This is a genomic window from Pseudomonas sp. HLT2-19-2, from assembly GCF_054898005.1.
Window position 1 is genome coordinate 127,082 of sequence record NZ_CM142712.1, and the last position, 14,688, is coordinate 141,769.

General features: G+C 59.3%; 15 protein-coding genes. 8 read left to right on the forward strand and 7 right to left on the reverse strand.

From position 1 onward, the window contains the following. Nucleotides 1-84: 84 nt before the first annotated feature. Nucleotides 85-1,383: an MFS transporter gene (locus ACYZTU_RS00615; protein WP_461967286.1), complete on the reverse strand. Its 1,299-nt coding sequence runs from the start codon at nt 1,381-1,383 to the stop codon at nt 85-87. 363 nt (nt 1,384-1,746) lie between these two features. Here ACYZTU_RS00615 and ACYZTU_RS00620 point away from each other — a divergent pair, with 363 nt between their 5' ends. Together ACYZTU_RS00620 and ACYZTU_RS00625 are read left to right on the forward strand one after the other, a co-directional pair. Continuing rightward, nucleotides 1,747-2,151: an acyl-CoA thioesterase gene (locus ACYZTU_RS00620; RefSeq protein WP_007896491.1), complete on the forward strand. Its 405-nt coding sequence runs from the start codon at nt 1,747-1,749 to the stop codon at nt 2,149-2,151. Nucleotides 2,152-2,208: 57 nt separating this feature from the next. Then, a complete protein-coding gene (locus ACYZTU_RS00625; RefSeq protein ID WP_461967288.1) occupies nt 2,209-3,108 on the forward strand; it encodes a D-hexose-6-phosphate mutarotase in 900 nt (299 codons plus the stop codon). 39 nt (nt 3,109-3,147) lie between these two features. On the opposite strand, the gene ACYZTU_RS00630 is transcribed toward ACYZTU_RS00625, so the two are convergent. From ACYZTU_RS00630 to purE, 4 genes are all read right to left on the reverse strand, one after another. Further along, nucleotides 3,148-3,684 carry a DUF3299 domain-containing protein gene (locus ACYZTU_RS00630; RefSeq protein WP_461967289.1) on the reverse strand — a complete coding sequence of 179 codons (537 nt, stop codon included), beginning with the start codon at nt 3,682-3,684 and terminating at the stop codon, nt 3,148-3,150. Nucleotides 3,685-3,772: 88 nt separating this feature from the next. Next, nucleotides 3,773-4,018, reverse strand: coding sequence for a GlsB/YeaQ/YmgE family stress response membrane protein (locus ACYZTU_RS00635; protein WP_461967291.1), 246 nt, complete (start codon nt 4,016-4,018; stop codon nt 3,773-3,775). Between the two features lie 105 nt (nt 4,019-4,123). After that, the gene (locus tag ACYZTU_RS00640; protein WP_449644527.1) at nt 4,124-5,206 is read right to left on the reverse strand and encodes a 5-(carboxyamino)imidazole ribonucleotide synthase; all 1,083 of its coding nucleotides are present in this window, start codon (nt 5,204-5,206) and stop codon (nt 4,124-4,126) included. Between the two features lie 11 nt (nt 5,207-5,217). Beyond that, the gene (purE, locus tag ACYZTU_RS00645) at nt 5,218-5,709 is read right to left on the reverse strand and encodes a 5-(carboxyamino)imidazole ribonucleotide mutase (RefSeq protein WP_017341565.1); all 492 of its coding nucleotides are present in this window, start codon (nt 5,707-5,709) and stop codon (nt 5,218-5,220) included. Between the two features lie 395 nt (nt 5,710-6,104). Here purE and ACYZTU_RS00650 point away from each other — a divergent pair, with 395 nt between their 5' ends. Continuing rightward, nucleotides 6,105-6,803, forward strand: coding sequence for a hypothetical protein (locus ACYZTU_RS00650; protein ID WP_461967293.1), 699 nt, complete (start codon nt 6,105-6,107; stop codon nt 6,801-6,803). 20 nt (nt 6,804-6,823) lie between these two features. Here ACYZTU_RS00650 and ACYZTU_RS00655 read toward each other — a convergent pair whose 3' ends face one another. Then, complete coding sequence (locus ACYZTU_RS00655; protein ID WP_461967295.1) at nt 6,824-7,732, reverse strand: LysR substrate-binding domain-containing protein; 909 nt, start codon at nt 7,730-7,732, stop codon at nt 6,824-6,826. 180 nt (nt 7,733-7,912) lie between these two features. Here ACYZTU_RS00655 and aspA point away from each other — a divergent pair, with 180 nt between their 5' ends. Further along, nucleotides 7,913-9,337, forward strand: coding sequence for an aspartate ammonia-lyase (aspA, locus tag ACYZTU_RS00660; protein ID WP_347804091.1), 1,425 nt, complete (start codon nt 7,913-7,915; stop codon nt 9,335-9,337). Nucleotides 9,338-9,440: 103 nt separating this feature from the next. On the opposite strand, the gene ACYZTU_RS00665 is transcribed toward aspA, so the two are convergent. Further along, a complete protein-coding gene (locus ACYZTU_RS00665) occupies nt 9,441-9,602 on the reverse strand; it encodes a hypothetical protein (protein ID WP_461967297.1) in 162 nt (53 codons plus the stop codon). A gap of 201 nt (nt 9,603-9,803) precedes the next feature. Here ACYZTU_RS00665 and ACYZTU_RS00670 point away from each other — a divergent pair, with 201 nt between their 5' ends. From ACYZTU_RS00670 to ACYZTU_RS00685, 4 genes are all read left to right on the forward strand, one after another. Beyond that, nucleotides 9,804-11,255, forward strand: coding sequence for an alanine/glycine:cation symporter family protein (locus ACYZTU_RS00670; RefSeq protein ID WP_403142787.1), 1,452 nt, complete (start codon nt 9,804-9,806; stop codon nt 11,253-11,255). 99 nt (nt 11,256-11,354) lie between these two features. Continuing rightward, nucleotides 11,355-12,359 (forward strand): asparaginase, encoded by a 1,005-nt coding sequence (locus tag ACYZTU_RS00675; RefSeq protein ID WP_461967300.1) that lies wholly within the window; start codon nt 11,355-11,357, stop codon nt 12,357-12,359. 110 nt (nt 12,360-12,469) lie between these two features. Beyond that, nucleotides 12,470-13,462, forward strand: coding sequence for an AraC family transcriptional regulator (locus ACYZTU_RS00680; protein ID WP_461967302.1), 993 nt, complete (start codon nt 12,470-12,472; stop codon nt 13,460-13,462). Between the two features lie 191 nt (nt 13,463-13,653). After that, nucleotides 13,654-14,685 carry a histone deacetylase family protein gene (locus ACYZTU_RS00685; protein WP_461967304.1) on the forward strand — a complete coding sequence of 344 codons (1,032 nt, stop codon included), beginning with the start codon at nt 13,654-13,656 and terminating at the stop codon, nt 14,683-14,685. Nucleotides 14,686-14,688: the final 3 nt, after the last annotated feature.

Sequence of the window (14,688 nt, forward strand, 5' to 3'; positions counted from 1 at the left end):
GGTGTGTTAAGTCGGGGCCAAGTATCAGCAGGCCGTGTGAACACTCTATGGCTGAAATATGACAATTAGATGAAAGGCCAGCATCTAGCGGCCCTTCTTCCAGAGATACCCACCCACCAGAATCCCGACACCGCAAATGATCGCCACGTAATAGGCCGGCCCCATTGGGCTTTCCTTGAGCAGCAAAGTGACGACCATCGGGGTCAGGCCGCCGAAGATGGCGTAAGCCAGGTTGTAGGAGAACGACAAACCGCTGAAGCGCACCACCGCCGGGAAGGCTTTGACCATCACGTAAGGCACCGCACCGATGGTGCCGACCAGGAAGCCGGTCAAGGCGTACATCGGGAACAGCCAGTCAGGGTGGTTGAACAGGCTGTGATAGAAGGTCCACGAGCTGATCAGCAGCAGCGCACTGCCGAACACAAAGATGCGACCAGCACCAAAGCGGTCAGCCAGTGCACCGGAGGCGACGCATCCCACACTCAGAAACACGATCGCCAGGCTGTTTGCCTGCAACGCGGTGGTTGGCGAGAAGTGGTAGACGGTCTGCAGCACGGTCGGGGTCATCAGAATGACCACGATGATGCCGGCGGACAGCAGCCAGGTCAGCAGCATGGAAATCAAGATCGCCCCACGATGATCACGCAACACGGCGCGCAGCGGCACTTCTTCAGCCAGGGCCTTGCGCAGTTGCAGCTCGGCGAACACCGGCGTCTCGTGCAACCAGCGGCGCAGGTAAACCGAGAACAGGCCAAACACGCCGCCCAGCAGGAACGGAATCCGCCAGGCGTAATCCGCGACTTCTACCGGGGTGTAAATGCTGTTGATCGCGGTGGCGACCAGCGACCCCAGCAGGATGCCAGCCGTCAGACCGCTGGTCAGGGTGCCGCAGGCGTAGCCGATATGACGCTGCGGTACGTGTTCGGAAACGAAAACCCACGCGCCCGGCACTTCACCGCCAATCGCCGCGCCCTGAATCACCCGCATCAGCAGCAACAGGATCGGCGCCCACATGCCGATCTGCGCATAAGTCGGCAACAAACCCATGATCAGGGTCGGCACCGCCATCATGAAAATACTCAGGGTGAACATCTTCTTGCGTCCCAGCAGGTCGCCGAAGTGCGCCATGACGATGCCGCCCAGTGGTCGCGCCAGGTAGCCGGCGGCAAAGATCCCGAAAGTCTGCATCAAGCGCAGCCACTCAGGCATGTCGGCCGGGAAGAACAGCTTGCCCACCACCGTGGCGAAGAACACGAAAATGATGAAGTCGTAAAACTCCAGCGCGCCGCCCAGGGCAGACAGCGATAAAGTCTTGTAGTCGTTGCGGGTCAGCGGACGTGCGGACTGAGTGGGCTGCGCGATGCTCGAGGGCGCTGTGGTCATGGCAAGGCTTCTCTTATAGTCGGATCTGCAACCCCAACAACGCTGGCGGAGGCTTGGGCAGGTCCGGCACGATAGCAAATTGTTCGAAAAAGCACATAGAGGCGCGTAATTGACGGTCTAAATGAGAACCGGACGGTCGTCTCGGAGTCTACCGATCGATATACTCGCAATCCTGCACCTGCTTGTAAGGGGTTGCTGTGCGAAAACGTCGTTGGCACCTGTCAGCCGATTTCGCAGAGTTTCCCTTTAGGCGCCTTACGAAAAACGTGACGAACGTAGTATGTTCGGGGCTGAATCGTTTTTCCAAGATGGCTATTCACCCGCTACCTATATGAAGAGTCACGGGTCAGAGGCACCCCCGGCATGATAGAGCTCGAACAAGAAGATCCAATCCCGCAAGGCGACCTTGCCCTGCAAATTACCGCGCTCCCTCGCGAAACCAACGGCTTTGGCGATATTTTCGGCGGCTGGCTGGTAGCGCAAATGGATTTGGCCGGCACCGCAATGGCCAGCAAAGTCGCGGGCGGGCGCGTGGCCACGGTGGCAATCGACCGTATGGCGTTTCTGGTTCCGGTAGCGGTGGGCGCTCAGCTCTCCTTCTATACCCAGGCGCTGGAAATCGGCCGCAGCTCGATTCAGATGATGGTCGAAGTCTGGAGTGACGATCCGTTGTCCAGCGAGTGGCGTAAAGTGACTGAAGCCGTGTTTGTGTTCGTCGCCATCGATGGCAGCGGCCGCACCCGTTCGGTTCCGCCACGAGCTCGTTAAACGCTGCGACCTTTCAGCGGTCCATCGCAGTCATTGTTCCTGATCGAGAATTGCCCCATGAGCACGCCCAACGTTGAAGCCGTGAAACTGGATGAACTGAACTGCTGGCGCATCCGCCACGGTCAGGCCGAATTGCTGGTCGCCCAGCAAGGCGCGCACATCCTCAGTTATCAATTAGCCGGGCAACCGCCGCTGATCTGGCTCAACGACGAGGCGGTATTCAAGACCGGCAAGAGCATCCGCGCCGGGGTTCCGGTGTGCTGGCCGTGGTTCGGTAACCTGCCGCGCAACCCGCAAAGTGTTCAAGCGATGCGCGTCAGCAACGAACCGCCGACCGCCCACGGGCTGGTGCGGGCGATGGACTGGGAACTGGGTGGCATTGAAACCGAAGGCGAAAGCCTGAAGGTGGAATTCCTTTTGCCATACCCGCAAGGCGGCTTGCCAGGTTGGCCACATCAGGTGGATTTGAAGCTGAGCATTCGTCTGGATGAGCAACTGCACATCAGCCTGACCAGCCATAACCAGGGCACTGACAACGTCACCATCAGCCAGGCACTGCACAGCTATTTCGCGGTCAGCGATGTACGCAACGTGCATGTTGAAGGGCTGGATGGCTTGAGTTACATCGAGACGCTGGACGACTGGAAGACCGTCACTCAGACCGGCGATCTGCGTTTTGCCGGCGAGACTGATCGCATCTACCTCAATACCCCGGCGAAGCTGAGCATTGTCGATCCGGCCTGGGAACGGCGCATCGAACTGACCAGCAGCGGTTCACGCTCGGCGGTGATCTGGAACCCGTGGATTGATCGGGCTGCAGCGTTCAGTGACATGGCGGACGATGGCTGGCAGCGGATGCTGTGCATCGAAACGGCGAATGTGATGGATGATGTGGTGACGCTGGCGCCGGGTGCGAGCCATACCTTGGGCGTCAGCATCGGCAGCGCACCGCTCTAATCAACACCACAGTTGATCTTTGCCAGCCTGACTGGCGCGTTACAAATCCGACTCTTCCACTACTCGCACTTTCGCCGCATCCAGCGCATACGCCGCGTCAGCGAGGTCGTTGTTGACCTTCTCGATTTTCAGCGTGCCGGTCACCCACAGCGGCGTGTAGATATCATCCAGCTTCAAGCCTTTCGGATAACGCACCAACACCAGTTGATTAGGCGGTGGCGGCGGCACGTGGATGCAGGCGCCCGGGTACGGCACGAGGAAGAACAGCGTGCTGCGGCCCTTGGCGTCGGACTCCAGCGGCACCGGATAACCGCCGATGCGGATGTTCTTGTCGTTCATCGACGGCACGGTTTTGCTCGAATACATCACCGCCGGCAAGCCCTTGCTCTGCTTCATGCCACCCTTTTGGGTAAAGGTGCCATTGGCTTCGGGGGAGTTGTGGTCGATTTCGGGCATGGCTTCGAGGGCTTTCTGGTCCGACTTGGGCATCAGTTCGAGCCAGTCGGTTTCCGGCAGTTCGCCGGCATGGGCAACGCCCATCCCCAGTAAAAGAAAAGTCAGTAGAAGACGGCGCATGGAGGTGCTCGGCAAAGGAGAGGACGTTACGACGCCGCGCATTCTAGCCCTCCCCGCGCGATTGGCAGAGAGGGCTTTGTCGCTTGAATCAGTTCTTTTTGATCAAGCCGTAGAGCACCAGCAGAATCACGGCACCGATCAGCGCACCCAGGAAGCCCGCGCCTTGGCCGGCTTGATAAAGGCCCAGAGCCTGGCCGCCATAAGTGGCCGCCAGCGAACCGCCGATACCGAGCAGGATGGTCATGATCCAGCCCATGTTGTCATCGCCCGGTTTCAGGAACCGAGCCAGCAGGCCGACGATCAAGCCGATAAAGATGGTTCCAATAATTCCCATGGCATTTCCCTCTGATTAAGTGCTACGTCCAAGCCTAGTCAGACTTTGGCATCCTGCCATGAGAGAACGGCGGGCCCTGAATGGTTCCGCCGCTGCCACATGAAACTATTCGGCGATGAGCGCTTCGACCTTGAGGATCTGCTGCTCCAGCGTGGCCCTGTCGGCGCAGCGCAGATTGGCGTGACCGACCTTGCGACCGACCTTGAACGCCTTGCCATAGTGATGCAGATGGCAATCGGCAATGGCCAGAACTCGCTCGGTCTCCGGCACTTTACCGATGAAGTTGAGCATTGCGCTTTCGCCGACCTTGGCCGTCGAACCCAGTGGCAGACCGGCAATGGCCCGCAGGTGGTTTTCGAACTGGCTGCACTCGGCGCCTTCAGTGGTCCAGTGACCCGAGTTGTGGACCCGCGGGGCAATCTCGTTGGCCTTGAGGCCACCGTCGACTTCGAAGAACTCGAACGCCATCACGCCGACGTAGTTCAGCTGCTTGAGCACACGGCTGGAATAGTCTTGCGCCAAGGCTTGCAGGGGATGGTCAGTGCTGGCCACGGACAGCTTGAGGATGCCGCTGTCGTGGGTGTTGTGAACCAGCGGATAAAACTGGGTCTCACCATCGCGAGCGCGCACGGCGATCAACGAGACTTCGCCGGTAAACGGCACGAACCCTTCCAGCAGGCAGGCCACGCTGCCCAGCTCGGCGAACGTGCCGGCCACGTCTTCAGGCTTGCGCAGAACCTTCTGGCCCTTGCCGTCATAACCCAGGGTGCGGGTTTTCAGCACGGCTGGCAGACCGATGGAAGCAACCGCGGCGTCCAGATCGGCTTGCGATTGAATGTCGGCAAACGCCGGGGTGGGAATCCCCAGGTCCTTGAACATGCTTTTTTCGAACCAGCGATCACGGGCGATACGCAGGGCTTCGGCGCTTGGGTAGACCGGGACGAATTGCGACAGGAACGCTACGGTTTCGGCCGGGACGCTCTCGAACTCGAAGGTCACCAGATCGACTTCATCGGCCAGCTGACGCAGGTGATCCTGATCGCCGTAATCGGCCCGCAGGTGTTCGCCCAACGCGGCTGCGCAAGCATCCGGCGCAGGGTCCAGAAAAGCGAAGTTCATGCCCAGCGGAGTGCCCGCCAGGGCCAACATGCGACCCAACTGGCCGCCACCGATTACACCGATCTTCATCGTCAACAACCTCAGGCGATGCGTGGGTCTGGATTTTCCAGAACGCTGTCTGTCTGCTCAGCACGGAAAGTTTTCAGCACAGCGTGGAACTGCGGGTGCTTGGCGCCGAGGATGCTCGCCGACAGCAGCGCGGCGTTGATCGCACCGGCCTTGCCGATGGCCAGGGTGGCGACCGGGATGCCTGCGGGCATCTGCACGATAGACAGCAGCGAATCGACGCCCGACAGCATCGACGACTGCACCGGCACGCCCAAGACCGGCAGGTGGGTCTTGGCCGCACACATGCCTGGCAAGTGGGCTGCGCCGCCGGCACCGGCGATGATCACCTCGATGCCACGCGCCTCAGCCTCTTCGGCGTACTGGAAGAGCAGGTCCGGGGTGCGGTGGGCAGAGACCACTTTCACCTCGTAAGGGATGCCGAGCTTTTCCAGCATATCGGCGGTGTGGCTAAGGGTGGACCAATCGGACTTGGAGCCCATGATCACGCCAACCAGTGCACTCATCGTCGTGCCTCTTCTCTCTGGGCGCCCGCAGGCGCGTCAAAAAACAACAAACCACGCAAAATGCGTGGCTTGATTGTACGAATTATGGCCGGACGAACCGGCCAAAGGCCGCGCAGTATACCTCAATGCCACAGATAAACAGCCCCTGCGGCGACCATCTGTCATGCGACTAGTTTCAATCAACGTCGGTCACCTTTATTGACTTTATAGTCAAGCCATTTGAACACGACTTTCACCGACCCTTTCCAATAAAACATTTCCTGCAATAAAACCACCCATTACAAATAACGCGCCAAGTATTATTAATAACATTCGGCGCAGAAAAAACGGCGCCTTCAACTAATCACACTTAAAACACTCATGCGGTTATCCACGCATTAAGTTCGAGATTCTCTATGTCAACACTAACCAGATTCACGCTCTACTTAATAATCTTTTTAACAACTCAAATGGGACACGCAACGACAGTACTGAACGATACTCCCTGGCCTCCAACCCACTCAGAAGCTTCTTTAACATTCAAAGGCTTCAGTACTACACCTACAGAAAAAAAGCCGATTTTCGTGTTTGCATTTATCCATGACGACATACCTGAGTCGGCCATTGGCTCGATTTTCCAAAGTTATCTCCTGGATTGGGTTAAGGAAATCACAGCAATTTCAGGTCGGCGCGTGTCGGTAGAGCTCATCAGAAACCGGCCGCCCTACACAAATTATCCTTACCAGGCTGCCAGCGAAATTTCTTATCGCGGATGGGAAACGCTAGCCCGAAACTACCGCGACGATCAGAACCTCCCGCATAACAGGACCACAAAATTTTTGCTGTTGACCAACAGTGCAATAGTCAACAATGAGGTTCTGGGCGTCGCGAGCCCTGGCCAACAGTTCGGTATTGCGTCACTGATCGGAAAACAAATAGTCGGCCATGAACTGGGACATATGCTCACTGCCAATCATGAACTTTCCGAAGTTCGATATAACGGATGGTGGTGTGAAACTTTTATGCGCAATGTCACTCCCGGGCTGTCCAATTGTTATCGCTATAGCGACGGTAACCGGGAACTTATCAAGTCGTTCCTCGGTGACGTTCCGTAACCACTCGCTGTTTATCCAACTCAGGTATTGCCCGCCGCCCCGCCCTCAAGCTTGCGCCACAGCAATCGTACGTTGGCCTTGCGCACCAACGCGCAGCGGTACAAACGAATCTCCAGCGGCACATGCCATTGCGGGCCGCCGCAAACCACCAACTCACCGCGCGCCAGTTCGGCGCGCACGCTGAGCTGCGGCACCCAGGCAATGCCCAACCCTTCCAGCGCCATACTTTTAAGGCTGTCGGCCATGGCTGTTTCATAAATGGTAGTGAAGCGCAGCGCCCGTTGGCGCAGCAGCATGTTCACCGAACGCCCGAGAAACGCCCCGGCGCTATAAGCGAGCAGCGGCACGCTGGCCTCGCCTTCCAGGTCGAACAGTGGCTTGCCGTCAGCATCGGCCGCGCAGACCGGGAGCATCTCGGTATGGCCCAAATGCAGCGACGGAAAGATTTCCGGGTCCATCTGCATCGCGGCATCCGGGTCGTAGAACGCCAACATCAGATCGCAACCCCCTTCACGCAGCGCATGCACCGCGTCGCCGACGTTGGTCGCCACCAGGCGCGTTGCGATGTTCAGGCCTTCATTACGCAATTGCGCGATCCACCGTGGAAAGAAACCCAACGCCAACGAGTGAGCGGCCGCAACCTGCATCACCTCGCCCTGCCCGCCTTCCAGGTGATGAAGGTGACGCAGTACTTCACCGAGCTGCTCAACCACGGTCCGCGCGGTGACCAGAAACAGCTGCCCCGCCGCCGTCAGCTCGATCGGTGTGCGCGAGCGATTGACCAGTTGCAGCCCCAGCGCAGCTTCGAGGCTGCGGATCCGCCGACTGAATGCCGGCTGCGTTACGAAGCGTCTTTCGGCAGCTTGGGAGAAGCTGCGAGTGGCAGCCAGAGCACTAAAGTCCTCAAGCCATTTACTTTCAAGGTTCATCACGGCCTCCCGGACACGCACCAATTTAGGTCACACGCTCGCCGCAGACACGGCGTCACACCGGCATTATGCCGAATGTGCATAGGCTAGTGTTTAACAGCATTGGCCCAAAATTCTCCACGAGCCTAGCATTTGCAGTGTTCCGGCACAGACCGGGTCCCTATCGAGATGATTTCTATCATGTCTTCCGCTGCATCTTTCCGCACAGAAAAAGACCTGCTTGGCGTACTCGAAGTACCTGCTCAAGCGTATTACGGCATCCAGACCCTGCGAGCGGTGAACAACTTCCGTCTCTCCGGCGTTCCGATTTCGCATTACCCGAAGCTGGTTGTCGGCCTGGCAATGGTCAAGCAGGCCGCCGCTGACGCCAACCGCGAACTGGGTCACCTGAGCGAAGCCAAGCACGCTGCCATCAGCGAAGCCTGTGCACGTTTGATCCGCGGCGATTTCCACGAAGAGTTCGTGGTGGACATGATTCAAGGCGGCGCTGGCACTTCAACCAACATGAATGCCAACGAAGTCATCGCCAACATCGCGCTGGAGGCCATGGGTCACCAGAAGGGCGAATACCAATACCTGCACCCGAACAACGACGTGAACATGGCGCAGTCGACCAACGACGCCTACCCGACCGCGATCCGTCTGGGTCTGCTGCTGGGTCACGATGCGTTGCTGGCCAGCCTCGACAGCCTGATCCAGGCGTTCGCCGCCAAGGGCCAGGAGTTCAGCCACGTATTGAAGATGGGTCGTACCCAGCTGCAAGACGCCGTGCCGATGACCCTGGGTCAAGAATTCCGCGCTTTCGCCACCACGCTGGGCGAAGACCTGGCGCGTCTGAAGACACTGGCTCCTGAGCTGCTGACCGAAGTGAACCTGGGCGGCACCGCGATTGGCACCGGCATCAACGCCGACCCACGCTACCAACTCCTGGCCGTTCAGCGTCTGGCACTGATCAGCGGTCAACCGCTGGTTCCAGCCGCCGACCTGATCGAAGCCACCTCCGACATGGGCGCCTTCGTGCTGTTCTCCGGCATGCTCAAGCGCACCGCGGTCAAGCTGTCGAAGATCTGCAACGACCTGCGCCTGCTGTCCAGCGGCCCACGCACCGGCATCAACGAAATCAACCTGCCGGCGCGTCAGCCAGGCAGCTCGATCATGCCCGGCAAGGTCAACCCGGTTATCCCGGAAGCGGTCAATCAGGTGGCGTTCCAGATCATCGGCAACGACCTGGCGCTGACCATCGCGGCCGAAGGCGGCCAATTGCAACTGAACGTGATGGAGCCGCTGATCGCGTTCAAGATCTTCGACTCGATCCGCTTGCTGCAACGCGCCATGGACATGCTGCGCGAACACTGCATCGTCGGCATCACCGCCAACGAAGAGCGTTGCCGCGAACTGGTCGAACACTCGATCGGCCTGGTCACTGCGCTGAACCCGTACATCGGTTATGAAAACGCCACCCGCATCGCCCGTATCGCGCTGGAAAGCGGCCGCGGCGTGCTGGAACTGGTGCGTGAAGAAGGCTTGCTCGACGACGAAATGCTCGCCGACATTCTGCGCCCGGAAAACATGATTGCTCCGCGTCTGGTGCCTCTGAAGGCTTAACCAAACGCAACGCCGGCGCTTGCTCTTTCAACGAAGAGCACGAAGCGCCACGCTCACCAGGTCGAGGGACTAGACACCTCTCACCTTTTGAGGGCTTGGGGATTTATTCCCCAAGCCCTTTTTTTTTACTCATTGGCAGGAAAAAGACTTCTGTGGAAATAGGGCTCTCGCCCTCCCACACCAGCCTGACTTCAAAAAAGTCAGGTGTTTCAAAGGCTTCGTTCGTCGCTTGCACCACAACCGTGCAGACGGATGGCACGCTCATAGGTATAGTGCCGGCCCTCTTCGCGTGAGCGGTCGTCGGTAACGAGGCCCAAACCCATGCGAAACCCGAACTAATAACAACCCGCGATATGGAACCGGGACGAACCTTCGCCTCACCTGTTGTGCCACGCGCAAGCCGGTGTAACGCGATATTTCTGACCATCCAGCATTTGCCTACACAAAAAACAGCGAGGAATAATCCATGCTCGAAGTCATTAACGACTTCCTCTCAGGAAAAGTACTGATCGTGCTCATTGTCGGGCTCGGTAGCTACTTCACGATCCGCTCGCGTTTCGTTCAATTGCGCCACTTCTTCCACATGTTCGCGGTGTTCCGCGACAGCCTGAAAAGCAGCGCCGGTCAACTCAGTTCGTTCCAGGCCTTGATGCTCAGCCTCGCCGGTCGCGTCGGTGCGGGTAACATCGCCGGTGTCGGTATCGCCGTGACCCTGGGTGGTCCGGGCGCGGTGTTCTGGATGTGGGTGACCGCGTTGGTCGGCATGTCCAGCAGCTTCTTCGAATGCTCCCTCGGCCAGCTCTACAAGCGCTGCGATTCCGACGGCACGTACCGTGGCGGTCCGTCCTATTACATCCAGCACGGCCTGCAGAAACGCTGGCTGGGCATGATCATGGCGTTCCTGCTGCTGATCACCTTCGGCTTCGCCTTCAACGGTCTGCAATCCCACGCCGTGACCCACTCGCTGAAAAACGCTTTCGACCTCGACCCCACTTACACGGGCCTGGCCCTGGCGGTGTTGCTGGGTCTGGTGTTCATCGGTGGCATCAAGCGGATCGCCAAGGTCGCTGACCTGTTGGTGCCGGTGAAAACCCTGGTGTACATCGGCGTGACCATCTACGTGATCGTGCTGCAATTCGACCACGTTCCGGGCATGTTGATGACCATCGTCAAAAGCGCCTTTGGTCTCGACCAGGCCTTCGGCGGCCTGATCGGCAGTGCCATCGTCATGGGCGTGAAGCGCGGCGTGTTCGCCAACGAAGCAGGCCTGGGCAGTGCGCCAAACGTGGCCGCTGTGGCCTCGGTCGAGCACCCGGTTTCGCAAGGCGTGGTTCAGGCGTTCAGCGTGTTCCTCGACACCTTTGTGATCTGCACCTGCACCGCGTTGCTGATCCTGCTCTCGGGCTTCTACACACCAGGCTTCGAAGGCGACGGCATTGCCCTGACTCAGAACTCGCTGGCCGCCGTCGTCGGTGACTGGGGCCGGAGTTTCATTTCCGTAGCCCTGTCGTTGTTCGTGTTCACCTCGATTCTCTACAACTACTACCTGGGCGAGAACAACCTGCGGTTCCTGATCGGTGAAAACCGCAAGGCGCTGATCGGCTACCGCGCACTGGTACTGGTGTTGATCTACTGGGGTGCGATCGAGAACCTGGGTACGGTGTTCGCCTTCGCTGACATCACCATGACCCTGCTGGCGTTCGTGAACCTGATCGCACTGTTTCTGCTGTTCAAAGTCGGCATGCGCATCCTGCGTGACTACGATGACCAGCGCGCGGCCGGTATCAAGACGCCAGTGTTCGATTCGAGCAAGTTCCCGGATCTGGACCTGGACTTGAAAGCCTGGCCAGCCAATCCGCCCGCTGCCGCCATCAAGGCTGAAGCTGAGCCGCAAGGCGTACCCGCAGCGCAACGCTGATCGGTAAAAAACCGGGCGCATCCCCTGCGCCCGACGTGACACAACGTGCGGTCAGCGTCATGCTCGACCGCATGCTGTCATCGTTCTCGGAGAACCCCCATGAATTCCTCGACCTATCCTGCCGCCCAGCACGTCATGGTGCTCTACACCGGTGGCACCATCGGTATGCAAGCCAGCGTTCACGGCCTGGCCCCGGCGTCCGGTTTCGAAGCGCGGATGCGCGAGTACCTGCACAGCCAGCCTGATCTCGTTGTGCCGCAGTGGCGCTTTCGCGAGATGTCACCGCTGATCGACAGCGCCAACATGAGCCCGGCTTACTGGCAGCAACTGCGTGAAGCGGTGGTTGACGCTGTCGATGTCCAGGGCTGCGACAGCGTGCTGATCTTGCACGGCACCGACACCCTCGCCTACAGCGCTGCAGCCATGAGCTTTCAGTTGCTCGGCCTGCATGCCCGCGTGGTGTTCACCGGTTCCATGCTGCCGGCGGGTGTAGCCGACAGCGATGCCTGGGAAAACCTCAGCGGCGCGCTGGTTGCTCTGGGGCAAGGCCTTGCGCCGGGCGTGCATCTGTACTTCCACGGCGAGCTGCTAGACCCGACTCGTTGCGCGAAGGTTCGCAGTTTCGGTCGTCATCCGTTCAAGCGACTGAAGCGTCAGGGTGGCGGCGTGAAAGCGACTTCGCTACCCGCGCAACTGAACTACAACCAGAACAAGCAACTGGCGAAAATCGCTGTGCTGCCGTTGTTTCCCGGCATTGGCGCCGAGCAACTTGATGGTGTGCTGAACAGCGGCATTCAGGGGCTGGTTCTGGAGTGCTACGGCAGCGGTACCGGGCCGAGCGATAACCCCGAGTTTCTCGCCAGCCTGGAACGGGCACGGGACAAGGGTGTTGTGGTTGTGGCGGTTACGCAGTGCCATGAAGGCGGCGTTGAGCTGGATGTTTACGAGGCCGGTAGCCGGTTGCGCGGTGCAGGCGTGCTTTCGGGCGGCGGCATGACCCGTGAAGCGGCTTTCGGCAAGTTGCATGGGTTGCTCGGTGCCGGGCTCCACACCGCTGAAGTACGGCGCCTTGTAGAACTGGACCTCTGCGGCGAACTCAGCTGACACAACCCAAAACCGGTTGAGGGCTTCCCCTCAACCATAGAATCTCCCACAGGTTCATCTCTCGGCATACAACTTGCTGTCCTCCAGCCATCCCAAGGTTGGAACCTCCCATGCTCCACTCCCACCTCACCACCCTCAACGCTGTTTCCCTGGTGCTCAACGCCTTCAAGGCCGAAGGCCTGTCCAGCGAGGTATTGCTGGCCGGCAGCGGCATCAGCGCGGCGGATCTGAGCCGGGCAGACACACGCATCACCACCAATCAAGAGATGCTGGTTTGCGCCAACGCCGTCGCGCTACGCCGCGATATCGGTCTGGAGTTGGGCCGGCGGATGCACGTCTCTTCCTACGGTATGCTCGGGTACGCCTTACTCACCAGCGCCACTTTAGGTGACGCCTTGCGGTTGGCGCTGCACTATCCGGCGCTATTGGGAACACTGTTCGAGTTGAGCCTGGAGGAAGATGGCGAGCGCATTTGGCTCACCGCGGGCGACTATCGGGAAAATCCGGCGTTGGCACCGTTCAATGTCGAATTTTGTCTGGTATCGATGAAAGTCACCTGCGAAGACCTGCTCGGCCACCCTCTGCCTCTGCTCGGCGCCCGCTTCGAACACCCGGCGCCGGACTATCAGGCGCGTTACACCGAGCGTTTCGACTGCCCCTTGCAGTTCGATGCCGTGTCCAATGCCTTTGCTTTCGACAAACGCAGGCTTGAACAACCTCTGCCTCTGGCCGACGCCATCACCCATCAGGCCATGGCCGAGCGTTGTCGCAAGCAAAATACCGAGTTCACCGGGCGTCAGGCCTGGCTCGGGCGTATTCGCCAACTACTCGCTGCGCAACTCAATGCGGCGCCGGGCCTGGATGGGCTGGCCGAACAGTTGAACTGTTCGGCGCGCACGCTGCGGCGACATCTTAAAGATCTCGGTTGTAGCTACCAGGAACTGCTGGATGAATTGCGCTTCGAGCAGGCCAAACTTATGCTCTGTGAGGATCAACTGCCTATCTATCGGATTGCCGAGGCATTGGGGTTCAGCGAGACCGCGAGTTTCCGGCATGCATTTGTGCGCTGGAGTGGCGTGGCACCGAGTCAGTTCCGGCCCTGAAGATCAAAAGATCGCAGCCTGCGATCTTTTTGCTATCCGCCCCAAGCGGGGGCACCATCGCGCCATTAAGGGGCGAATTTCGGTCAAATCTTTTGGCCATATTGATCCCCTTTTGGCCTTTCCTGCCGTTCTCCCAATCGCCGCCCGCCGCAAGACTGTGTTCAACCGAATCAGCCTGCGGAGAACAAGAAATGCTGACGATCTACTCGGACGATCACCACCTGCACCACGGCCGTTGTGAATTGATGGACGGGCAATTGATGCCCTGCTTCGAAATGCCCTCGCGTGCCGACCATGTGCTGCAACGCGTGCAATACCGCGACCTTGGCCCGGTCGAGGCGCCACAGGATTTCGGCCTCGACCCGATTGCGCGCATCCACAGCCGCGACTACCTCGACTTCTTCAAAGGCGCCTGGGCACGCTGGACCGAATTCAATACCGACGGCGATTTGCTGCCCTACACCTGGCCGGCCCGCACGCTGCGCCGAATCATGCCCACCAGCCTGCACGGCCAGCTCGGCTATTACAGCTTCGACGGCGGCGCACCGATTACCGCCGGCACCTGGCAAGCGGCGTACAGCGCGGCGCAAGTTGCGTTGACCGCTCAAGCCGTCATTCAACGCGGCGCCCGCAGTGCCTTCGCTTTGTGCCGTCCACCGGGACACCACGCCGCCAGCGATTTGATGGGCGGTTATTGCTACCTCAACAACGCCGCCATCGCCGCTCAAGCCTTCCTCGACCAGGGCCACAAGAAGGTCGCGATCCTCGACGTCGACTACCACCACGGCAACGGTACCCAATCGATTTTCTATGAGCGCAGCGACGTGCTGTTCACCTCGATCCACGGTCATCCGGAAGCCGAGTTCCCATTCTTCCTCGGTTATGAAGATGAGCTCGGCGAGGGGGCCGGCGAAGGTTTCAACTTCAACTACCCTTTGCCGGCTGGCAGCGGCTGGGACAGTTGGAGCGCCGCGCTGGAACACGCCTGCAAAGAGATCGAAAAATACGGCGCCGATATCGTCGTCGTCTCCCTGGGCGTCGATACGTTCAAGGACGATCCCATCTCCCAATTCAAGCTCGACAGCCCGGATTACCTGGCAATGGGCGCGCGCATCGCGGGCCTCGGCAAGCCGACGCTGTTCGTGATGGAAGGTGGCTACGCGGTTGAAGAAATCGGCATCAATGCCGTGAACGTTCTCGAAGGTTTTGAAAGCGCCCAATGAGGA